Source organism: Streptomyces sp. NPDC090083 (assembly GCF_044747445.1).
GTDB lineage: Bacteria > Actinomycetota > Actinomycetes > Streptomycetales > Streptomycetaceae > Streptomyces.
This window is the reverse complement of record NZ_JBIVED010000006.1, coordinates 231,721-251,325: the sequence shown is the minus strand read 5'-3', so window position 1 is coordinate 251,325 and position 19,605 is coordinate 231,721. Positions and strand designations below refer to the sequence as shown.

20 protein-coding genes are annotated in these 19,605 nt (G+C 69.3%); 10 read left to right on the top strand and 10 right to left on the bottom strand.

Annotated features, from left to right (window positions below; all coding sequences use genetic code 11):
- Window positions 1–56: 56 nt before the first annotated feature.
- Both femX and ACIPTO_RS23105 read right to left on the bottom strand, forming a co-directional pair.
- Window positions 57–1,178 carry a peptidoglycan bridge formation glycyltransferase FemX gene (gene femX / locus ACIPTO_RS23110; protein WP_366318775.1) on the bottom strand — a complete coding sequence of 374 codons (1,122 nt, stop codon included), beginning with the start codon at window positions 1,176–1,178 and terminating at the stop codon, window positions 57–59.
- 179 nt (window positions 1,179–1,357) lie between these two features.
- Window positions 1,358–1,672, bottom strand: a complete 315-nt coding sequence (locus tag ACIPTO_RS23105) for a hypothetical protein (RefSeq protein ID WP_366318777.1) — start codon at window positions 1,670–1,672, stop codon at window positions 1,358–1,360.
- A gap of 276 nt (window positions 1,673–1,948) precedes the next feature.
- On the opposite strand from ACIPTO_RS23105, the gene rpsF reads away from it, so the two are divergent.
- The 4 genes from rpsF to rplI all read left to right on the top strand — a co-directional run bounded on the left by rpsF (window position 1,949) and on the right by rplI (window position 3,684).
- On the top strand, window positions 1,949–2,239 hold the full coding sequence (rpsF, locus tag ACIPTO_RS23100) for a 30S ribosomal protein S6 (RefSeq protein ID WP_006604399.1): 291 nt from the start codon (window positions 1,949–1,951) through the stop codon (window positions 2,237–2,239).
- 78 nt (window positions 2,240–2,317) lie between these two features.
- Entirely contained in the window at window positions 2,318–2,926 is a 609-nt protein-coding gene (locus ACIPTO_RS23095; RefSeq protein WP_366318779.1) for a single-stranded DNA-binding protein, read from the top strand.
- Between the two features lie 56 nt (window positions 2,927–2,982).
- On the top strand, window positions 2,983–3,219 hold the full coding sequence (rpsR, locus tag ACIPTO_RS23090; RefSeq protein ID WP_006381652.1) for a 30S ribosomal protein S18: 237 nt from the start codon (window positions 2,983–2,985) through the stop codon (window positions 3,217–3,219).
- A gap of 18 nt (window positions 3,220–3,237) precedes the next feature.
- The gene (gene rplI, locus ACIPTO_RS23085) at window positions 3,238–3,684 is read left to right on the top strand and encodes a 50S ribosomal protein L9 (protein ID WP_019055128.1); all 447 of its coding nucleotides are present in this window, start codon (window positions 3,238–3,240) and stop codon (window positions 3,682–3,684) included.
- Window positions 3,685–3,861: 177 nt separating this feature from the next.
- On the opposite strand, the gene ACIPTO_RS23080 is transcribed toward rplI, so the two are convergent.
- On the bottom strand, window positions 3,862–5,199 hold the full coding sequence (locus ACIPTO_RS23080) for an MATE family efflux transporter (protein WP_401195098.1): 1,338 nt from the start codon (window positions 5,197–5,199) through the stop codon (window positions 3,862–3,864).
- 460 nt (window positions 5,200–5,659) lie between these two features.
- Between ACIPTO_RS23080 and dnaB the strand changes: the two genes are divergently transcribed.
- The gene (gene dnaB / locus ACIPTO_RS23075) at window positions 5,660–7,138 is read left to right on the top strand and encodes a replicative DNA helicase (protein WP_366318784.1); all 1,479 of its coding nucleotides are present in this window, start codon (window positions 5,660–5,662) and stop codon (window positions 7,136–7,138) included.
- Window positions 7,139–7,191: 53 nt separating this feature from the next.
- On the opposite strand, the gene ACIPTO_RS23070 is transcribed toward dnaB, so the two are convergent.
- From ACIPTO_RS23070 to ACIPTO_RS23055, 4 genes are all read right to left on the bottom strand, one after another.
- Entirely contained in the window at window positions 7,192–7,836 is a 645-nt protein-coding gene (locus ACIPTO_RS23070; RefSeq protein WP_401195094.1) for a response regulator, read from the bottom strand.
- A gap of 4 nt (window positions 7,837–7,840) precedes the next feature.
- Complete coding sequence (locus ACIPTO_RS23065; RefSeq protein ID WP_401195092.1) at window positions 7,841–9,274, bottom strand: sensor histidine kinase; 1,434 nt, start codon at window positions 9,272–9,274, stop codon at window positions 7,841–7,843.
- A gap of 189 nt (window positions 9,275–9,463) precedes the next feature.
- On the bottom strand, window positions 9,464–10,723 hold the full coding sequence (locus ACIPTO_RS23060) for a hypothetical protein (protein WP_401195089.1): 1,260 nt from the start codon (window positions 10,721–10,723) through the stop codon (window positions 9,464–9,466).
- A gap of 140 nt (window positions 10,724–10,863) precedes the next feature.
- On the bottom strand, window positions 10,864–11,436 hold the full coding sequence (locus ACIPTO_RS23055) for a dihydrofolate reductase family protein (RefSeq protein WP_401195086.1): 573 nt from the start codon (window positions 11,434–11,436) through the stop codon (window positions 10,864–10,866).
- Window positions 11,437–11,585: 149 nt separating this feature from the next.
- On the opposite strand from ACIPTO_RS23055, the gene ACIPTO_RS23050 reads away from it, so the two are divergent.
- A complete protein-coding gene (locus ACIPTO_RS23050; RefSeq protein ID WP_401195084.1) occupies window positions 11,586–12,971 on the top strand; it encodes a serine hydrolase domain-containing protein in 1,386 nt (461 codons plus the stop codon).
- A 123-nt stretch (window positions 12,972–13,094) separates the two neighbouring features.
- Here the strand turns inward: ACIPTO_RS23050 and ACIPTO_RS23045 are convergent, their stop codons facing one another.
- Together ACIPTO_RS23045 and ACIPTO_RS23040 are read right to left on the bottom strand one after the other, a co-directional pair.
- Window positions 13,095–13,547, bottom strand: coding sequence for a GNAT family N-acetyltransferase (locus tag ACIPTO_RS23045; protein ID WP_401195081.1), 453 nt, complete (start codon window positions 13,545–13,547; stop codon window positions 13,095–13,097).
- A gap of 43 nt (window positions 13,548–13,590) precedes the next feature.
- Window positions 13,591–14,049 (bottom strand): MarR family winged helix-turn-helix transcriptional regulator, encoded by a 459-nt coding sequence (locus ACIPTO_RS23040; protein WP_401195078.1) that lies wholly within the window; start codon window positions 14,047–14,049, stop codon window positions 13,591–13,593.
- Window positions 14,050–14,190: 141 nt separating this feature from the next.
- Between ACIPTO_RS23040 and ACIPTO_RS23035 the strand changes: the two genes are divergently transcribed.
- Window positions 14,191–15,399, top strand: a complete 1,209-nt coding sequence (locus ACIPTO_RS23035; RefSeq protein WP_366318800.1) for an MFS transporter — start codon at window positions 14,191–14,193, stop codon at window positions 15,397–15,399.
- Window positions 15,400–15,508: 109 nt separating this feature from the next.
- A complete protein-coding gene (locus tag ACIPTO_RS23030) occupies window positions 15,509–15,943 on the top strand; it encodes a heme-binding protein (protein ID WP_366318802.1) in 435 nt (144 codons plus the stop codon).
- Between the two features lie 71 nt (window positions 15,944–16,014).
- On the opposite strand, the gene ACIPTO_RS23025 is transcribed toward ACIPTO_RS23030, so the two are convergent.
- Entirely contained in the window at window positions 16,015–16,881 is an 867-nt protein-coding gene (locus tag ACIPTO_RS23025; RefSeq protein ID WP_401195074.1) for a GNAT family N-acetyltransferase, read from the bottom strand.
- 195 nt (window positions 16,882–17,076) lie between these two features.
- On the opposite strand from ACIPTO_RS23025, the gene ACIPTO_RS23020 reads away from it, so the two are divergent.
- Both ACIPTO_RS23020 and ACIPTO_RS23015 read left to right on the top strand, forming a co-directional pair.
- On the top strand, window positions 17,077–17,712 hold the full coding sequence (locus tag ACIPTO_RS23020; RefSeq protein WP_366318806.1) for a haloacid dehalogenase-like hydrolase: 636 nt from the start codon (window positions 17,077–17,079) through the stop codon (window positions 17,710–17,712).
- Window positions 17,713–18,017: 305 nt separating this feature from the next.
- Complete coding sequence (locus ACIPTO_RS23015) at window positions 18,018–19,604, top strand: globin domain-containing protein (protein WP_401195071.1); 1,587 nt, start codon at window positions 18,018–18,020, stop codon at window positions 19,602–19,604.
- Window position 19,605: the final 1 nt, after the last annotated feature.

Below are 19,605 nucleotides of genomic sequence, written 5' to 3'. Positions count from 1 at the left end.
TGCGGTGTGTCAGAAGTAGGGGAGCTGTCGACGTTATCGAAGCGAGGACCGTGAGGTCAGCGGCGCGACATGTAGATGTCGAGCGCCTTGTGGAGCAGCTTGTTGAGCGGGAAGTCCCACTCGCCGAGGTACTCGGCGGCCTGCCCGCCGGTGCCCACCTTGAACTGGATCAGACCGAAGAGGTGATCGGTCTCGTCCAGCGAGTCGGAGATGCCGCGCAGGTCGTAGACGGTGGCGCCGAGCGCGTAGGCGTCGCGCAGCATCCGCCACTGCATCGCGTTCGAGGGCCGGACCTCACGCCCGATGTTGTCGGAGGCGCCGTAGGAGTACCAGACGTGTCCGCCGACCACCAGCATCGTCGCCGCCGACAGGTTCACCCCGTTGTGCCGGGCGAAGTACAGCCGCATCCGGTTGGGGTCCTCGGTGTTGAGGGCCGTCCACATGCGCTGGAAGTACGACAGCGGGCGCGGCCGGAAGTGGTCGCGCACGGCCGTGATCTCGTACAGCCGCTGCCATTCCTCGAGGTCGTGGTAGCCGCCCTGGACGACCTCGACACCGGCCTTCTCGGCCTTCTTGATGTTGCGGCGCCACAGCTGGTTGAAGTTCTTGTGGACCTCTTCGAGCGAGCGGTTGGCCAGCGGCACCTGGTAGACGTAGCGCGGCTGGACGTCGCCGAAGCCGGCGCCGCCGTCCTCACCCTGCTGCCAGCCCATGCGGCGCAGCTTGTCGGCGACCTCGAAGGCGCGCGGCTCGATGAAGTCGGCCTCGATGTCGCGCAGCCGCTTCACGTCCGGGTTCTGGATGCCGGCCTTGATGGAGGTGGCCTCCCAGCGCCGGATGATGACCGGCGGGCCCATCTTCACCGAGAAGGCGCCCTGGTGCTTGAGGTGGGCCAGCATCGGCTGGAGCCAGTCGTCGAGGTTCGGCGCGTACCAGTTGATGACCGGGCCCTCGGGCAGATACGCCAAGTAGCGCTTGATCTTGGGGAGTTGCCGGTACAGGACCAGACCCGCGCCGACCAGCTCGCCCGTCTTCCCGTCGATCCAGCCGAGGCTCTCGGAGCGCCACTCCGCCTTCACATCAGCCCATGCCGGGACCTGCATGTGGCTCGCCGAGGGCAGGCTCTGGATGAATGCCAGATGCTGCTCACGGCTGATGGTCCTCAGGGTCAGGCTCATTCGGGGCGCTCCTCGGGCTGGGGTGTCCCCATGGGTACAGGGGCTCCGGCTCTCGCGCCGAAGCCTACTGCGCCTCGCGAGCGCCCCGACTGGGCGTATGCAACCTTCGCCTCGGCTTTTGGGCCACCGGGGCGATCCGTGGTGGTTTACACGGTGTTGGGGCTACGGCGTCCGGGCCGTCAGCTGATGACCCCGCCGAACAGACCGCCGTGGGCCATACCGAGGAAGAAACCGACACCCGCGGCACCGAGACCCAGGATCAGGCCGAAGCGCTCCCTCGTCGTCTCGGAGATCCACTGGCCGTAGGCGCCGATCAGGATGCCCACCAGCCCGGTCCAGGAGCTGAGCAGATGCAGGCTGTGGAAGAACCCCGTGACGAACGCGGTCAGGCCGAGCACCAGGGTCACCGCGAGCAGCGTGTCCTGGAGCGGATGGGGCTTGCCGTCAGTGGCGAAGAGAGAGCCGGCGGTGTTGGGTCGCAATGCCTGTGCCATGTGGCACCTCCTGCGGAAGGCGGCGCGTCGTCGCGCCGGACACACCCGATGTGTACAGATTGACGCTCTCCGCCACCGGATTTCAACCGGAAGCCGGTGGGCGGGTACTCTGTACCCTCTGCACTGGTGTCTGCCCATGTCACGACTCGGAATCCCCGCGAGGGGCCCCCGATGTCAGTGGCGGCTGTTTTACTGGCACACACTGTTGCTCACGCATCACAACCCTCCTGCCACGGATCGACCGTGGCCGCTGAGTCCAAAGGAGGTGGGTTCCACATGCGTCACTACGAGGTGATGGTCATCCTCGACCCCGATCTGGAGGAGCGCGCTGTCTCCCCCCTGATCGAGAACTTCCTCTCCGTCGTCCGTGAGGGCAACGGAAAGGTCGAGAAGGTCGACACCTGGGGCCGTCGTCGTCTCTCGTACGAGATCAAGAAGAAGCCCGAGGGCATCTACTCGGTCATCGACCTGCAGGCCGAGCCTGCGGTCGTCAAGGAGCTCGACCGCCAGATGAACCTGAACGAGTCGGTCCTCCGGACCAAGGTCCTCCGCCCCGAGACCCACTGAGCATTCCTGCTCAGCTGATCTCGGGATCCGAGTAGCAGCACCAAGCAGCCAGCAGCAAACCCGCCGAGAGGTTCCCCCATGGCAGGCGAGACCGTCATCACGGTCGTCGGCAATCTTGTCGACGACCCCGAGCTGCGCTTCACCCCGTCCGGTGCGGCGGTCGCGAAGTTCCGTGTCGCGTCCACACCCCGCACCTTCGACCGCCAGACGAACGAGTGGAAGGACGGCGAAAGCCTCTTCCTCACCTGCTCGGTCTGGCGTCAGGCGGCGGAGAACGTCGCGGAATCGCTTCAGCGAGGCATGCGCGTCATCGTGCAGGGCCGGTTGAAGCAGCGGTCCTACGAGGACCGTGAGGGCGTCAAGCGCACGGTCTACGAACTGGACGTCGAGGAAGTCGGCGCCAGCCTGCGCAGTGCCACGGCCAAGGTCACCAAGACCGCCGGTGGCGCTCGCGGTGGCCAGGGCGGCGGCTTCGGCGGCGGCGGTGGTGGCGGCCAGGGTGGCGGCGGCTGGGGTGGAAACTCCGGCGGCGGTCAGTCGGCCGGCGGCGCTCCTGCCGACGACCCGTGGGCCACTAGCGCTCCGGCCGGTGGCAACCAGGGTGGCGGCGGTGGCGGCGGCTGGGGTGGAAACTCCGGCGGCGGCAATGGCGGCGGTGGCGGCTACTCGGACGAGCCCCCCTTCTAGGCCTCTGGGCCAAGGGTGGGCCGTACCCACACTTCTTGATCACACAGGAGATACACATGGCGAAGCCGCCTGTGCGCAAGCCGAAGAAGAAGGTCTGCGCATTCTGCAAGGACAAGGTCCAGTACGTGGACTACAAGGACACGAACATGCTGCGGAAGTTCATTTCCGACCGCGGCAAGATCCGTGCCCGCCGCGTGACCGGCAACTGCACGCAGCACCAGCGTGACGTCGCCACGGCTGTGAAGAACAGCCGTGAGATGGCGCTGCTGCCCTACACCTCCACCGCGCGATAAGGGAAGGGTGACCGACTCATGAAGATCATCCTCACCCACGAGGTCTCCGGCCTCGGTGCCGCGGGCGACGTCGTCGACGTCAAGGACGGTTACGCTCGCAACTACCTGATCCCGCGGAAGTTCGCTATCCGCTGGACCAAGGGTGGCGAGAAGGACGTCGAGCAGATCCGTCGTGCTCGCAAGATCCACGAGATCCAGACCATCGAGCAGGCCAACTCCGTGAAGGCCCAGCTCGAGGGTGTCAAGGTTCGTCTGGCCGTTCGCTCCGGCGACGCCGGTCGTCTCTTCGGTTCCGTCACCCCGGCCGACATCGCTTCCGCGATCAAGGCTTCCGGTGGCCCCGAGGTCGACAAGCGTCGTATCGAGCTGACGTCCCCGATCAAGACCCTGGGCGCCCACGAGACGTCCGTGCGTCTGCACCCCGAGGTTGCCGCCAAGGTCAACATCGAGGTCATCGCAGCCTGATCGCTGCGCTCGGCATAGCTGAGAGAGGGGCCGCATCCGTTGGGGTGCGGCCCCTCTGCTGTGTCCGGAGCAGTGAGATGCGGGGTACCACCTCGCCCGCACGGTGGGTTCGGGCAGGGCGACCGCGCTCATGTTTCACGTGAAACATGGCGGTGCGCGGTGTTTCACGTGAAACGGTCAGCGGGTCGCGCCCGTGACGACCCAGCGGCCCGAGCGGGCGCGCAGCAGGAGCGTCAGCATGCGTACCGCCATCATCAGGGTCATCGCTCCCCAGACCGCGGTCAGTCCGCCGCCGAAGGTCGGAACGAGCAGGGCGGCCGGGACGAAGACCGCGAGGGTCACCAACATCGCACCGGCGAGATACGGCCCGTCTCCCGCGCCCATCAGTACGCCGTCCAGGACGTAGACGACGCCGCAGATCGGCTGGGAGAGCGCCACCATGATCAGGGCGGGCAGAGCTGCGTCCTTGACGGTGGAGTCGCTGGTGAACAGGGGGAGGAAGAGCGGGCGGGAGAGGATCACCAGGAGACCGAGGACCACTCCGACGGCTATGCCCCACTGCACCATGCGACGACAGGCGGCTCGGGCGCCCTGGGGGTCGTCCGCGCCGAGGTAGCGGCCGATGATGGCCTGACCCGCGATCGCGATGGCGTCGAGAGCGAAGGCCAGCAGAGACCACAGGGACAGGATGATCTGGTGCGCGGCGATGTCGGCGTCGCCCAGGCGGGCCGCGACAGCGGTGGCGATCAGGAGGATCGCTCTCAGGGAGAGCGTACGCACGAGGAGCGGTGCGCCTGCCTGGGCCGAGGCTCTGATCCCTGCCGCGTCCGGAGCGAGGGAGGCGCCGTGCCGGCGGGCGCCGCGGACGACCACGACGAGATACACGGCGGCCATGCCCCACTGGGCGATGACGGTGCCCCAGGCGGAGCCGGCGATGCCGAGGTCGGCGCCGTAGACCAGGGCGACGTTGAGGACGCCGTTGGCGACGAAGCCCGAGATGGCGACGTAGAGCGGTGTCTTGGTGTTCTGGAGGCCGCGGAGGACTCCGGTGGCGGCGAGGACGATCAGCATGGCCGGGATGCCGAGGGAGGAGATGCGGAGGTAGGTCGTCGCGTAAGGGGCCGCGGTGTCCGAGGCGCCGAAGACGTTGATGAGGGCGGGAGCGGAGGGGAGGACGACGGCTATGACGGTGGCGCCGATCAGCAGGGCGAGCCAGATGCCGTCCATGCCCTGGCGGATGGCGGCCTGGAGATCGCCTGCGCCGACGCGTCGGGCGACGGCCGCGGTGGTGGCGTAGGCGAGGAAGACGAAGATGCTCACGGCGGTCGTCAGGAGGGCGGATGCCACGCCGAGTCCGGCGAGTTGGGCGGTGCCGAGATGGCCGACGATCGCGCTGTCGGCCATGACGAAGAGGGGCTCGGCGACGAGTGCGCCGAAGGCCGGGACGGCCAGCATGACGATCTCTCGGTCGTGCTGGCGTCGGGTGGCCCTGGTGGCCGCGGGAGCCTGTGTCATGAGCACCAATCTAATCGTCCACAGGTAAGAGATGCAATTGCTGGGTGACCCTTACCTCTGATCTCGCCTCGTGTCCTCTCGCGCACTGTTCGAAGCGATCTTGGTCTGATGTGGAAAGTTTTTCTTCTGCACAGCCGGTGGACGGTAAATGAGCAGGTCAGATGGGTTACGGCGGAAGGGGCGAGGTCTTGTTCACAGGGCTGTCCACCGGGTCGTGCACAGGTTTTGGCGGGTTCTCCACAGCATCGGGGCCGTCGTCCACATGGCCTGTGGATAACCAGATTGGCTGACGGTGCCGGCAGGCCTACGGTGGACCGGCGCCCGCTCCGTCCGTCGGCCCGAGAACCATCACAAAACCGACGCGCCCGTACCGGAGTTGGGCGCCTCATTTGTCAGTGCCGTGCCGTAGAAATGAGGGGCACGGCGAGGTCCGCTCGGCGGACGGGAGGAGGTGGCTCGATTGAGTATTTCCGAGCCCTTGGACGACCCGTGGGCCGACAGCGGTCCGAGTGATCGTCTGCCCGCTTCCCGACGACGAGGTGACGGAGGCCGGGGCCGGGACGAACAGCACGACCGCGGCCAGGAAGGCGGCGCGTGGGAGGGCGCGGGGTCGGCCTTCGAACGCGTTCCGCCGCAGGACCTCGATGCCGAGCAGTCCGTACTCGGCGGCATGCTCCTGTCGAAGGACGCCATCGCCGACGTCGTCGAGGTCCTCAAGGGCCACGACTTCTACAAGCCCGCGCACGAGACGATCTACCAGGCGATCCTCGACGTCTACGCCAAGGGCGAGCCGGCCGACCCGATCACCATCGCCGCCGAACTCACCAAGCGCGGTGAGATCAACAAGGTCGGCGGCGCATCGTATCTGCACACCCTCGTCCAGACCGTGCCCACGGCGGCGAACGCCGAGTATTACGCGGAGATCGTCCACGAGCGCGCCGTCCTCCGCCGTCTGGTCGAGGCCGGCACCCGCATCACCCAGATGGGATACGCGGCCGACGACGACGTCGACGAGATCGTCAACCGGGCGCAGGCCGAGATCTACGCGGTCACCGAGCAGCGGACCAGCGAGGACTACCTCCCGCTCGGCGACATCATGGAGGGCGCGCTCGACGAGATCGAGGCGATCGGCTCACGCAGCGGCGAGATGACGGGTGTGCCCACCGGGTTCACCGACCTCGACTCGCTCACCAACGGCCTGCACCCGGGCCAGATGATCGTCATCGCGGCCCGTCCCGCCATGGGTAAGTCCACCCTCGCGCTCGACTTCGCCCGCGCCGCGTCGATCAAGAACAATCTGCCGAGCGTCATCTTCTCCCTCGAAATGGGGCGCAACGAGATCGCGATGCGCCTGCTGTCCGCCGAGGCCCGGGTCGCCCTGCACCACATGCGCTCCGGCACCATGACCGACGAGGACTGGACGCGGCTGGCGCGACGGATGCCCGAGGTGTCGTCCGCGCCGCTCTACATCGACGACTCTCCGAACCTGTCGATGATGGAGATCCGGGCGAAGTGCCGTCGGCTCAAGCAGCGCAGCGACATCAAGCTGGTCATCATCGACTATCTGCAGCTGATGCAGGCCGGTGGCTCCAAGCGGCAGGAGAGCCGTCAGCAGGAGGTCTCGGACATGTCCCGAAACCTCAAGCTGCTGGCCAAGGAGCTGGAGGTCCCGGTGATCGCGCTCTCGCAGCTGAACCGTGGCCCCGAGCAGCGCACGGACAAGAAGCCGATGGTGTCCGACCTGCGTGAGTCCGGCTCCATCGAGCAGGACGCCGACATGGTCATCCTGCTGCACCGCGAGGACGCGTACGAGAAGGAGTCGCCGCGCGCGGGCGAGGCGGACATCATCGTCGGCAAGCACCGTAACGGCCCGACGGCGACCATCACCGTCGCCTTCCAGGGGCACTACTCGCGCTTCGTGGACATGGCGCAGACGTGAGCCGACGACGGCAGCGTTGCGGGCCGGTGCGGGACCGTGTGGCCTGCCGGACGTCAGTCGAGCAGGCCCGCCTCATGCGCCAGTACCGCCGCCTGGACCCGGTTGATGCAGTCGGTGCGGGTGAGGATGCTGCTGATGTGAGCCTTGACGGTGCCGGTGCTCAGATGGAGCTGCGCGGCGATCTCGGCGTTGGAGAGGCCGGTGCCCAGCAGCCGTAGGACGTCCCGTTCGGCCGGTGTCAGGTCCGCGATCCGACGTGTGGCCGCATCGCTGCCGTGGCCCGACCGGGCCCGGAAGTCGACGAGTTGGCGGGTGACCTGCGGGGCGAGGACCGGTTCTCCGGCCGCGGCGCGGCGTACGGCGTCGATGAGGTCGCGAGGGCCGGTGTCCTTGAGGAGGTAGCCGTGGGCTCCGGTGCGCAGGGCCCTGGTGACGGTCGCCTCCTCGCCGAAGGCCGTCAACATCACCGCTCGGGTGCGGGGCGAGTGCCGGGCGATCTCGGCGACGGCGGTGATGCCGTCCCCGGGCATGCGGATGTCGAGGAGAGCGACGTCGACGGGGTGGGCGCGGCAGGCTTCGACGGCCTCATGGGCGTTCTGTGCCTCGGCCACGATGCGGACCTCGTCGGCGTTCTCCAGGATCAGGCGGATCCCGGTGCGCATCAGCGCCTCGTCGTCGGCGATCAGGACTCGGATCATCGGTTCAGTGTAGAAGCGCCAAGATCAGCAGGACGATGGTGCTGCCGATGGCCGGCAGCATCACCAGCAGCGCCGCGCAGCCGCCGCCCAGGAGGCGGGGCCACGTGAGGACCTCCGTGGACAAGGGGGGCCGGGAGCCCGCCCCGCCGGACAACAGTCCGGCAGATACAGGCCCGCCGGACACCGCCCCGGCCGAAGCGGCGTACACCGGCGAAGCGGCGTACACGGGGGGCACGTTGGGCCGGGCGGGTATGCGGGCGGAGAGTGCGAAGCCGCCCTCCGGACGCGGTCCGGCGTGGAGGGTGCCGCCGAGCAGGCTGATCCTCTCCTGGAGGCCGACGAGTCCGCTGAGGTTCCCGCCACCGGGCGAACAGGGCACCGGCGGGGCGTCGTTGACGACGGCGATCACCACCGTGTCGCCTTCGTCCTGGAACATCACACGGACCGGTGCGCCGGGCGCGTGCTTCAGCGCGTTGGTGAGTCCCTCGCGGGTCACACGGTGGACGGCCTGCCGGGTGCGGGCGTCCGCGTCCGTCGGCCCGGTCGCGTTCCAGTGCAGTTCGGCGTCGGCGCCCGCGTCCCGGGAATCCGCGACCAGCGTGGAGAGATCCTCGCGGGTCCCCCGGTCGGCGCTGTTCTCGCCGGTCTGGTGACGGAGGACGCCTAGGATGCCGCGCAGCTCGTCCATGGCCGTGCCGGCGGTGGTGTGCAGGAGTTCGGCCTGGGAGGCCAGCTGGGGCGCCTGTCGTTCGGCGGCGAGCTGGAGGGCTCCGGCGTGCACCGCGATGAGGCTGATGCGGTGACCGAGTAGATCGTGCATCTCGGCGGCGATGCGTGCCCGTTCCTCCATGCGGGCCGCCTCGTCGGTGAGAAGACGGGTCTGTTCGAGGTAGGCGTTGCGTTCCCGCAGCAACCCGGTCAGCGGGCGGCGACGCCCTATCACCATGCCGGACAACGCGGGCAGCAGGATGAACAGCGTCGCCAAGCCGGCGCCGGCGATCAGGTACGTCGGCGTCGAGTGTTCGCCGAGGGACTGGTCGACGATCGACAGGACCGCGGCGCCGGCACTGCTCGCCCCGATCACTCCCCATGCGCGCCGTACGGGGGTGACGCGACGCACGGCGGACCACACGACGCACGGCACCACCACCATCGCCCACACGTTGTCCCCGGCGATCAACGGCACGCAGCCCAGCACCGTGAACGCCGGGTACATCCGCCGCGCGGGCACGAGCAGCGCCGCCCACACCCCCAGAAGGGCCACTGTCACTGGGTGGGCCGGCGGAATCAGCGGAACCGGCGCCAGCGAGCAGAGCAGGACCAGACCGGCGAGTACGGACTCGGTCACGACCGTCCGCCGGGGCGCGGCGCGCACCGCCTCCCGGATCGCGGCCGCCTCGCGGCGCGCCCGTCCCCACGGTCGCACTGCCGGACTCATGTCTTCTCCTTGTGGGCGCCGTTCTCCACGGCTGCTCTCGGCGTGCACGTCTGTGGAACACCCTGTCTGCGGGACACCCTGCCTGGAGTACGTCCCGTCTGCGGAACACCGGGTCTGCGGAACACCGCAACTCCACGCCACGCGTCCGTAGACCATCGCCCGCATCCTTGGACCACTGCGGAGGACCCGTCAGGACGCCTGTGCCGCTCCGCCCGGGACCCGTAGCTCCGGCTCTGCCCGCAACCCGGCGACATCCGCCCCGCTCGCGGTGAGCACCCGCTCGATCTCCGCCATGGACTCCGCGTCCGTCCCCTTGTCCAGCAGCGCGGCCAGCAGGTGGGTCGTACCGACCGTGGGCGATCCCTGAGCGGAGGCGGTGAACTGGGCGACATGCAGGAGCCGTTGCTCGAAGTCGGCGTGGCCGCGGACCTCCCGGGGCTCCTCCTCCGCGACCCCGGTCGAGGGAAGCAGCACCCGGGTGACAGCATCCTGCCGTACGCCGTGCCGACGCAGGAGCGCCGCCCCCTGGTTCGCGCCCGCCAGTTCCTCCGGCAGTTCACGCCCCGCGACGGTCAACGACCGTTCCAGTGCCAGGATCCCCAGCAGCACATCGACGGGTTCCAGCTCCGGCGCCCCGCGCCGCACCGCCCTCCGTGGTGCCTCCGCACGCACCGCACTCACGACCGCGGAACCGAACCCGGCGCCGCCTCCGAATATCCAGGCGGTGAACTTCCTGGTCAGCGGATTCCCGCTCTTCCCGAACGTCCCCGCCTTGCGCAGGACCAACACCGAGCCGGGCTCAGGTACTTCGTCGCTCCCGCGCAACGCGTCGAGCGCCGCCGAGGCGGCCGGGACGTCCATCTTCCGCAGCACCATGGCTTCACGGGCCCGCGTATCGGGCAGCCCGATCAGCGCGTGCGCCAGATGCCGGACGCGCACGGACACCGCGCCTTCCTCCCGTGCGGCCTCCAGCGCCTTGCGCAGACAGGTCCGCACCGCACCGGTCATCGGCGGGAGTTCAAGACTCCCCTGCCCCTGCCCCTGCCCCTGCCCCCGTGCCTGTCCCTGGTCCTGGCCGTCCTTCTGCTTACGATTCGCCCGCCGCAGCCTCTCGGCCTCCTCCAGCCGGACCTCCCGCCAGAAGGCGTCGATCTCCCGCTCGTCGTCCGGGCTTCCCACCGTGCCGTCACCCGCGTCCTCACTGACCCACACGGATGTCCCCCGGCCTCCGATGGAACCGGCGAGCGAGCCGGAGGCCCTCATCCCGGGTGCGATCGCGGAACCCGCGGCCGAGTCACCCGACAGGAGCGCGTACAGCACGCTTTCCGTACCGAGGTCCTCGCGTGCCTGCTTGTCCACCACGCGCATCGCCTCCAGCAGGAGCGCGACGACGTCCCTCTCGAACTCGGCGGTCAAGCCGGTGCCCCGGTCGGACGTTCGCTGATCCATCGGGCTGCCTTCCTCTCCGTGGTCTCACCTGCGGAGAAGGACGCTAGCCCGCGTTCTCGGGCTCCGCGTCGGCCAACCGTCCAGGCTTCCCGTCCGATCGGCCAGGTTCCGAATGCCGTCCGGACGGCCCGCGCCGGCCCTCAGCGCCTCGTCTCGTACCGGGTCAGGATCAGGCCGCCGGGAAACGTCCGGGTCTCCACCAGGTTCAGGTTCACCCAGCTGTCCAGCGCCGAGAAGAACGGTGTGCCGCCGCCCACCAGGACCGGCGCGGTGGCCAGTACGTACTCGTCGATCAGCCCGGCCCGCATGGCCGCCCCGGCGAGCGTCGCGCCGCCGATGTCCATCGGGCCGCCGTCCTCGGCCTTGAGCCGGGTGATCTCGGCGACCGCGTCGCCGGTGACCAGGCGGGTGTTCCAGTCGACCTTGTCGACCTTGCCGTCCGTCGAGGAGAACACCATCTTCGACATGTCCCGCCAGCGGTGCGCGAACTCGATCTCCGCCGGGGTGGCGCCCGGCAGCTGGTCAGCGGTCGGCCAATGGGAGCTCATCGTCTGCCACAGCTTGCGCCCGTACAGCGTCAGCTCGGTCGCCTGGAGCTGGTCGGACCAGAACTGGAACAGCTCGTCACTCGGCACGCTCCAGCCGATGTCGTCGCCGGGCGCGGCGATGTAGCCGTCCAGGCTCAGGTTCATGCCGTAGATCAGTTTCCGCATGCCGCCAGCCTTCCGTGAATCGGTCTCACGCGTACAGACCGGCGCGACGCGCGAAACTCATCGGTGCGCGATCCGCATCGCCCGGGCGCTTCGCCTCTCCCAGGGAAATGTGCTCGACGTACGACCGTCCCGCCGGATGAACTGGGGGCATGACGACATCTCAGGACGACTTGCTTCCCGGTACCCGCCGGGCGCTGCTGCATCGGATCGCCGTGGCCCAGGCCGAGGGACGGGCGCCGTCGTTGGTCGCGGCGGTGGTACGCGGTGGGCGGGCGGTGTGGCACGGCGCGCGGACCTCGGTGGACGGGCACGGGCCGGACGAGAACGTGCAGTACCGGATCGGCTCGATCACCAAGACGTTCACCGCCGTCCTGGTGCTGCGCCTGCGGGACGAGGGCGTCCTCGATCTCGGCGACCCGCTGGAGAAGTATCTGCCCGGAACCGGCGCGGGGGAGGCGACCATCGCCGAACTCCTGGCGCACACGGGCGGGTTGGCGGCCGAGTCGCCCGCGCCTTGGTGGGAGCGGACACCGGGGTCCCTCCGGCCGGAGCTCCGCGACGTGCTGGGCGAACAGCCGCTGCTGCATCCGGTCGGCCGCAGGTTCCACTATTCGAATCCCGGCTACTCGTTGTTGGGCGCACTCGTCGAGGAGTTGCGCGGCGCCTCCTGGGAGGACGTGCTCCGACGGGAAGTGCTCGAACCCCTGGGCCTCGACCGCACCAGCGCCCAGCCGCAGGCACCGCACGCCGGTGGCTGGGCGGTGCATCCCTGGGCCGACGCGCTGCTGCCGGAACCCTCCGAGGACCTGGGCCGTATGGCCTCGGCAGGGCAACTCTGGTCCACGACCGATGACTTGGCGCGGTTCGCGGTCTTCCTCGCCAACGGCGACGACCGGGTCCTGAGCGCCGAGTCCGTACGGGAGATGCGGACCCCGGCGGCGCCGGCGGAAGCCGCGGATGTTCTGGACGGTTCCGCGTACGGGCTTGGTCTGCAGATCCAGCGCCGTCATGGACGGCTGCTCATCGGTCATTCCGGATCGCTGCCCGGCTTCCTGGCGAACCTCACCATCAGCCTGGACGACGACATCGCGGCGGTGGTCCTGGCCAACTGCACCTCCGGGCCACTGCTGTCATCGGTGGGCGCCGATCTCGTCCGGATCGTCGCGGAGGCCGAGCCGAGGATTCCCGAGCCGTGGCGCCCGATGCCTGAAGTCGACTCCGAGGCGCTGGAGTTGGCGGGCCAGTGGTACTGGGGCACGCACGGCTTCGCCCTCCGGCTGACCGCCGACGGCGGCGCCTCGCTGGAGCCGCTGGCCGGCAGTGGCCGCCGTTCACGTTTCCGGCCCAACGGCGACGGCACCTGGACCGGGCTGGAGGGTTACTACGCCGGAGAGCTCCTACGGCCGGTACGGCGCCCGGACGGATCCCTGACCCACCTGGACCTCGGATCGTTCGTCTTCACGCGGCAGCCGTACGACGAGAGCGGTTCTGTGCCGGGCGGGGTGGACCCGGAGGGGTGGCGGGGGATCCGCTAGCCGGTGCGGCCGGGCAGGCCGAGGAGGTCGGGCAGGCGCCATGTTTCACGTGAAACATGGCGCCTGCTGTTGCGTAGGACCGCCGCGTTCTCTTCCGGAGACACCGGAGGCACCGGAGGGGCTTCAGAGGGGGAGCTTGAAGCCCACGTGTGAGGCGGTGAAGCCGAGCCGCTCGTAGAAGCGGTGGGCGTCGGTGCGGGTGACGTCGGAGGTCAGCTGGACCAACTGGCAGTCCTGGCGCCGCGATTCGTCGATCGCCCACTCGATGAGCTGGGTTCCCAGGCCGCTGCCCCGCTCGTCCGCGTGGATCCGTACGGCCTCGACGATCGAGCGTGTGGCGCCCTTGCGGGACAGCCCGGGAACGATCGTGAGCTGGAGCGTACCGACGACCCTGTCCTCCCGTACGGCGACGACGAGGTGCTGGTTCGGGTCGGCGGCGAGGCGCTCCAACGCGGTCAGGTAAGGCGTCAGGTCGTCCGGCGACTCGCGCTGGGAACCCAGGGGGTCGTCGGCGAGCATGGCGACGATGGCGGGGATGTCCTCGGTGACCGCGGCTCGTATCTCAAGATCTCCCATGGCCCCACCTTAGGCAGAGGTGTGCGGGCGGTGCGGGACGGACCTAGGCGGGCACGTTCATCGACTCCACGACCCGGACCAGGGGCGCCAGTTCGGGGTTCTGGGCCGCCGCGTCGAGTGCCTCGCGCAGGGCGGTGTCGTTGGTGGGGCGCGCCGCTTCGAGCAGGGTGAGACCGGCCTCGGTGACGTTCGTGTAGATGCCCCGGCGGTCGGTCGGGCACAGGTAGCGCGCGAGCAGGCCGCGGTCCTCGAGTCGGGTGACCAGTCGGGTGGTGGCGCTCTGGCTGAGGACGACCGCGTCGGCGACCTGCCTCATCTGTAGATGACCTCCGTCACCGTCGTGCTGCCGACTGAGCACGTCGAGCAGCGAGTACTCGCGCATGCTCAGGTCGTGCCGGGCCTGCAGGGCGCGCTCGATGTGCGCCTCGATCCTCCCGTGCAGCAAGGAGAGGGCGCACCAGCCCTGGGCGAGGGCGGTGAGTGCGGGGTCCGTCGCTGTCATTGGCGTTTCCTCCGTCCCGGAGCGGCTGAACCCAGGATAGAGCACAGATGAAATAGTCCGCGCTTGCATATAGCCCGCGTCTGCAACTATTGTGAACGCACGCAAAGCGCTCCTGCAATCTTCTGGGAAAGGTACATCCCCATGCCTCTCGCGCTTCTGGCCCTCGCGATCGGGGCCTTCGGAATCGGTACGACGGAGTTCGTGATCATGGGCTTGCTGCCCCAGGTCGCGGGAGACTTCGGGGTCTCCATCCCCACCGCCGGACTCCTGGTCACCGGCTACGCGCTGGGTGTGCTGATCGGCGCCCCGCTGATGACCGTGCTCGGCACCAAGGTCCCCCGCAAGCGGATGCTGATGCTGCTGATGGGCCTGTTCATCCTCGGCAACCTGCTCTCCGCCGTCGCCCCCAGCTTCTCCGTGATGCTGATCGGCCGCGTGGTCGCCTCACTCGCCCACGGCGCCTTCTTCGGCATCGGCTCGGTTGTCGCGGCCGAACTGGTGGCCCCGGACAAGAAGGCCGGAGCCATCGCGATGATGTTCACCGGGCTGACCGTCGCCAACGTCGTCGGCGTCCCGCTGGGCACCCTCGTCGGGCAGTCCGTCGGCTGGCGCGTCACCTTCGCCATCGTCGCGGGCCTCGGCGTGATCGGCCTGGCCGGGATCGCCAAGCTCGTGCCCGACCTGCCCAAGCCCGAGGGCGTACAGCTGCGGCACGAACTGGCCGCGTTCAAGAACGCCCAGGTCCTGCTCGCCATGGCGATGACCGTCCTCGGCTTCGGCGGCGTCTTCGCGGCCATCACCTACATCGCGCCGATGATGACCCACGTCGCGGGCTTCGCCGACGGCTCCGTCACCTGGCTGCTCGTCCTCTTCGGCCTCGGCATGGTCGGCGGCAACCTCGTCGGCGGCAAGTTCGCCGACCGCGCCCTGATGCCCATGCTCTACGTGTCGCTGGGCGCCCTGGCCGTCGTGCTCGCGCTCTTCACCGTCACCGCCCACAACAAGATCGCCGCGGCCGTCACCATCGCCCTCATCGGCGCCCTGGGCTTCGCCACCGTGCCGCCGCTGCAGAAGCGCGTCCTCGACCAGGCACACGGTGCCCCGACGCTCGCCTCGGCCGTGAACATCGGCGCCTTCAACCTCGGCAACGCGCTGTCCGCCTGGCTCGGCGGCATCGTCATCGCGGCCGGTCTCGGCTACACCGCCCCGAACTGGGTCGGCGCCGCTCTCGCCACGGCCGCTCTGGTCCTCGCGATCCTGTCCGCCGTACTGGAGCACCGCACGAGCACCCGCCGTGCCGTCGTGGCCACCGGCCTGCCGAGCGAGCGGCGGACCGCCGTCCACCACTGACCCCGCCGGGCCGGAGCGGGGAGACACGGGGCCAGGGCCGTCCCCGTCCGTCCCCGCGCGGCCGACCTCCCGACACCGAAAACAGCAACACCCGCAAGGAGAAACCCTGATGAGCACCACCAGCACTACCAGCACCGCCGTCGCCCCGCTGACCATCCAGGACGCCGAGACGCTCGTCGCCGAGGCCCGTCGGGCCGCGGAGGCCGCCGGGGTCACCGTGAGCATCACCGTGCTGGACGCCGGCGGCCACCTCCTCGCCTTCCGGCGCGACGACCGGGCCGTGCTGATCTCCGGCGAGACCAGCACCCGCAAGGCGTACACCGCGCTCCAGCTCAACGCGCCCACCGCCGACCTCGTCGACGCCGTCCAGCCCGGAGGCCTCTTCCACACCCTGCCCACCGCACTCGACCGGCCGCTGCTGTTCATCGCGGGCGGCATCCCGGTGAGGCGCGAGGGCCGGCTGGTCGGCGCGATCGGCGTCGGTGGCGGCGCCCCGGCGCAGGACCACGGCTTCGCCCAGGCCGCCGTAGAGGCGCTTGCCTGAGGCCCGTGGTGAGAAACGCCGGTTCCCGACGAGGTAGGTCGGGAACCGGCGTTCTGCGTGTCCTGGGCGTGTCAGCCCGCCGCGACCGTCAGGGGAGCGAAGCGCCGGGTCCAGTCACCGGGCAACTCCGGGGTGCCGTACGTCATCACGGAGTTGAAGGCCGAGGAGACGAGTCCGTGCTCCTTCGCCCAGGACAGCAGGGTTTCGTGGCGTACGTCGATGTCGGTGCGCAGCGGACGGTCGGTGCGGGCGGCGAGCGACGCTAGGAGAGTCTGCGCGGTCTCCGTGTCCTGCGCGATCAGCGGGCCCACGACCTGGGTGTCCATGTTGGGCCACGCCGCCGCGTAGCCGATGATCCGGCCGTTCTCCTCCGCGACCCGCAACTGGTCGGCGAAGGCGGGCAGCCTCGTGATGAGGGGCGTGCGATCGGTCCCGAACACCGTCTCGTCGAGGCGCAGAATGCCGGTGAGGTCCTCGGCCGTGGCCGCGCGGGTGGCGATCGGGGACTCCGGCCCGGCCCAGGTGAAGTGGCCGCGTATCGTCTCGGCCCGGCCGGTCGCCTTGAAACCGAGTTCTTCGTAGAGCGGGCGGCCGGACGAGGTCGCGTGCAGGGTCAGTGGGGTGGTGCCCATCAGCGAGACCACATGGCGCATCAGACGGCGTCCCATGCCCTGGCGCGCGTACCGCTCGGCGACGAGGACCATGCCGATGGCCGCGAGATCCGGGCGGTCCTGAGGGCCGTACTCCGTGACGACACAGGCCGCGAGGAGGCCGCCCTCGGGTGCGTCGATGCCGTAGCCCTTCCCGGCGCTGAGGAGGAAGCCCCACTTGTGTTCCTCGCGTGGCCACCCCCGGTCCTCCGACAAGTCGGCGCAGGCGAGGCGATCGCGGAGCGTCAGCCGGCGGATGGGCAGAGCGGAGAGGGAAGGAGTCGGCACGCAGGTCAGGCTGTCGGACGTGCGTTGTCGGCGTCCACCTGTTTCCCATGAGACGTACGTGCTTTTGGCCATGTCATGAGCGGCCGCACAAAGCACCGACAGAAGCCGGATGTTTCACGTGAAACACCGGCGAACGGCGAGCATCCGACAGACCTGCGGAAGGCGGCACAGTTTCGCCGACTAACCTCGTCGGTCATGGCGAGACTTCATCTCTTCGACCTCGACGGCACTCTGATGCACGGAACCAGCGCGCCCATGGAGATCTCCCGTCAGCTCGGTCTGGAGGCCGAGACAGTGGCGCTTGAGCAGGCGATCTCGACCGGGCTGATCGGGCCACCGGAGTATGCGACCGGCGTGTACACGCTCTGGGCGGATCTCACCGAGGCGCACGTGGCGGCGGCTTTCGAAGGCGCGCCCTGGCTGGCGCGGATTCGGGACGTCTGGGCCGAGATCAGAAGCGCCGGCGAATACTGCGCCGTCGTATCGCTCTCGCCTTCTTTCTTTGTGGAACGGCTCACGGGGTGGGGCGCGCACGCGGCCCATGGATCGCTTTTTCCCGCCGTGCCTTTCACCGCGCCGTCCATGGATCTGGGCGGGGTTCTCAACTCCGCGGCCAAAGTGGTGATCGCGGATCGGCTCTGTGAGGAGTTCGGGGTGACGCGGGCGGACTGCGTCGCCTACGGCGACTCGATGTCGGACAAGGACCTGTTCGGTGTCGTGCCGGTGTCCGTCGCGGTCAATGCGGATCAGCATCTGACGGGCCTGGCGACCCACTCCTATGAGGGGCGGGATCTGTGGGATGCCTACGAATTGGTGCGCGGCGCCCGGTAATTGAGGGAATCGATGGTTCGCCCCTCCCTTTGTTCGCGGGGGAACGAGGCGGCGCTTGTCTGCGTGGCGCGGGCCGGTATGGTCGACTCCGGTTCTTGTCCGGGGCCGGACGGCACGTGAGAGTACTGCGGGCAATGTCACACTCTCGCCTTACTTGTCCGTACGCGGTGGGAATGTGAGTTGGATATGGCTGTACCAGCCGCTTGATCGAACGGGGAGAAGCAAGCCGTCCACGCGGAAAGCAGGCAGCTTCCGGATGAGGAAGCGCGCCGAACGACCGAAAGATGTTCGAGGCGAGGCACACCATGGACGCTCCGACCACCACGTCGGCCGACAACGGCACGTCCGGGGGCAGCGGCGGAAGCGGCTGGTTCACTCCGCGCAAGCAGCCGGAGACGCCTCCGGCCGAGGAACGTGAGACGACGGAGGGACGACGTCCCGCCGTACTGCGTCCAGTCCGCAGGTCCGCCAGAGGGAACAACGAGCGCTCGCCCACGGAGAGCGCGACCCCGGCGGCTCCAACGGCCTCACAGGCCCCGCCTGGTGACCCTGCGGTCTCCGATCCCGCCGGGCACGCCGAGCAGCAGAACATGACACCGGGCCAGGAGCGAATACCGTCGGCCGGGACCGCCCCGCAGCCGTCAACTCCCGCCCAGCCCACGGTTCCTGGCACCTTGGCCGTCGCCCCGCCCGCCCGCGCCCACGTGCCCGCCCAGCGCGGTTCAGGGCCCGCCTCCGCGACCGCCCCCACTGTCCCCGTCGCCGCCACCGAGAAGGCATCCCCGGACGCCGTACTCATCCGTCGGACCATGTCCGAAGTCGGGCCCGTGGCCGACAAGGTGACCTCGTACTTCTACGCCCTTCTCTTCGTGCGCCACCCCGAGCTGCGGTCGCTGTTCCCGGCGGCGATGGACACCCAGCGGGACCGGCTGCTCAAGGCGCTGCTCACCGCCGCGGAGCACATCGACAACACCGAGGTGCTCGTCGCCTATCTGCAGAACCTCGGCCGCGGGCACCGCAAGTACGGCACCCGCCCCGAGCACTACCCGGCCGTCGGCGAGTGCCTCATCGGCGCGCTGGACAAGTACGCCTCCGCCGTCTGGGACGCGGAGACGGAGGCGGCCTGGGTGCGGGCGTACACGACGATCTCGCAGGTCATGATCGACGCCGCCGCGGCGGACGAACTGCTGGCCCCGGCCTGGTGGCACGCGGAGGTGGTGACCCATGACCTCAGGACCCGGGACATCGCCGTCGTCACCGTCCGCCCGGACCAGCCGTATCCCTTCCTCGCCGGGCAGTACACGAGCGTCGAGACGCCTTGGTGGCCGCGGATCTGGCGGTACTACTCCTTCGCCTCGGCGCCGCGCTCGGACGGGCTGCTGACCTTCCACGTGAAGGCTGTCCCGGCGGGCTGGGTCTCGAACGCCCTGGTGCACCGCGCCCGCCCCGGCGACGTCATCCGGATGGGACCGCCGGCCGGTTCGATGACCGTGGACCACACGACCGACAGCGGACTGCTCTGCCTCGGCGGCGGCACCGGCATAGCGCCGATCAAGGCACTCGTCGAAGACGTCGCCGAACGCGGCGAACGGCGGCCGGTGGAGGTGTTCTACGGCGCCCGCACGGACCACGACCTGTACGACATCGACACGATGCTCCGGCTCCAGCAGTCCCTTCCGTGGCTCTCCGTCCGGCCGATCGTCGACCAGCAGGCGCATCTCCAACTCCCGGACGCCATCCGCGCGTACGGGCCGTGGAACGAGTTCGACGCCTACGTCTCGGGCCCGCCCGGAATGATCCGCAACGGTGTCCACGCCCTGCGGGACGCCGGTGTCCCGACGGACCGCATACGGCACGACTCGGTCGAGGAACTGGTGGTCACCGGGAACTGAC

What these genes read in the sequence shown, in the direction of transcription:
- femX (WP_366318775.1), bottom strand. Translation starts at nt 1,178, where the DNA reads ATGAGCCTGACCCTGAGGACCATCAGCCGTGAGCAGCATCTGGCATTC.
- ACIPTO_RS23105 (WP_366318777.1), bottom strand. Translation starts at nt 1,672, where the DNA reads ATGGCACAGGCATTGCGACCCAACACCGCCGGCTCTCTCTTCGCCACT.
- rpsF (WP_006604399.1), top strand. Translation starts at nt 1,949, where the DNA reads ATGCGTCACTACGAGGTGATGGTCATCCTCGACCCCGATCTGGAGGAG.
- ACIPTO_RS23095 (WP_366318779.1), top strand. Translation starts at nt 2,318, where the DNA reads ATGGCAGGCGAGACCGTCATCACGGTCGTCGGCAATCTTGTCGACGAC.
- rpsR (WP_006381652.1), top strand. Translation starts at nt 2,983, where the DNA reads ATGGCGAAGCCGCCTGTGCGCAAGCCGAAGAAGAAGGTCTGCGCATTC.
- rplI (WP_019055128.1), top strand. Translation starts at nt 3,238, where the DNA reads ATGAAGATCATCCTCACCCACGAGGTCTCCGGCCTCGGTGCCGCGGGC.
- ACIPTO_RS23080 (WP_401195098.1), bottom strand. Translation starts at nt 5,199, where the DNA reads ATGACACAGGCTCCCGCGGCCACCAGGGCCACCCGACGCCAGCACGAC.
- ACIPTO_RS23070 (WP_401195094.1), bottom strand. Translation starts at nt 7,836, where the DNA reads ATGATCCGAGTCCTGATCGCCGACGACGAGGCGCTGATGCGCACCGGG.
- ACIPTO_RS23065 (WP_401195092.1), bottom strand. Translation starts at nt 9,274, where the DNA reads ATGAGTCCGGCAGTGCGACCGTGGGGACGGGCGCGCCGCGAGGCGGCC.
- ACIPTO_RS23060 (WP_401195089.1), bottom strand. Translation starts at nt 10,723, where the DNA reads ATGGATCAGCGAACGTCCGACCGGGGCACCGGCTTGACCGCCGAGTTC.
- ACIPTO_RS23055 (WP_401195086.1), bottom strand. Translation starts at nt 11,436, where the DNA reads ATGCGGAAACTGATCTACGGCATGAACCTGAGCCTGGACGGCTACATC.
- ACIPTO_RS23050 (WP_401195084.1), top strand. Translation starts at nt 11,586, where the DNA reads ATGACGACATCTCAGGACGACTTGCTTCCCGGTACCCGCCGGGCGCTG.
- ACIPTO_RS23045 (WP_401195081.1), bottom strand. Translation starts at nt 13,547, where the DNA reads ATGGGAGATCTTGAGATACGAGCCGCGGTCACCGAGGACATCCCCGCC.
- ACIPTO_RS23040 (WP_401195078.1), bottom strand. Translation starts at nt 14,049, where the DNA reads ATGACAGCGACGGACCCCGCACTCACCGCCCTCGCCCAGGGCTGGTGC.
- ACIPTO_RS23035 (WP_366318800.1), top strand. Translation starts at nt 14,191, where the DNA reads ATGCCTCTCGCGCTTCTGGCCCTCGCGATCGGGGCCTTCGGAATCGGT.
- ACIPTO_RS23030 (WP_366318802.1), top strand. Translation starts at nt 15,509, where the DNA reads ATGAGCACCACCAGCACTACCAGCACCGCCGTCGCCCCGCTGACCATC.
- ACIPTO_RS23020 (WP_366318806.1), top strand. Translation starts at nt 17,077, where the DNA reads ATGGCGAGACTTCATCTCTTCGACCTCGACGGCACTCTGATGCACGGA.
- ACIPTO_RS23015 (WP_401195071.1), top strand. Translation starts at nt 18,018, where the DNA reads ATGGACGCTCCGACCACCACGTCGGCCGACAACGGCACGTCCGGGGGC.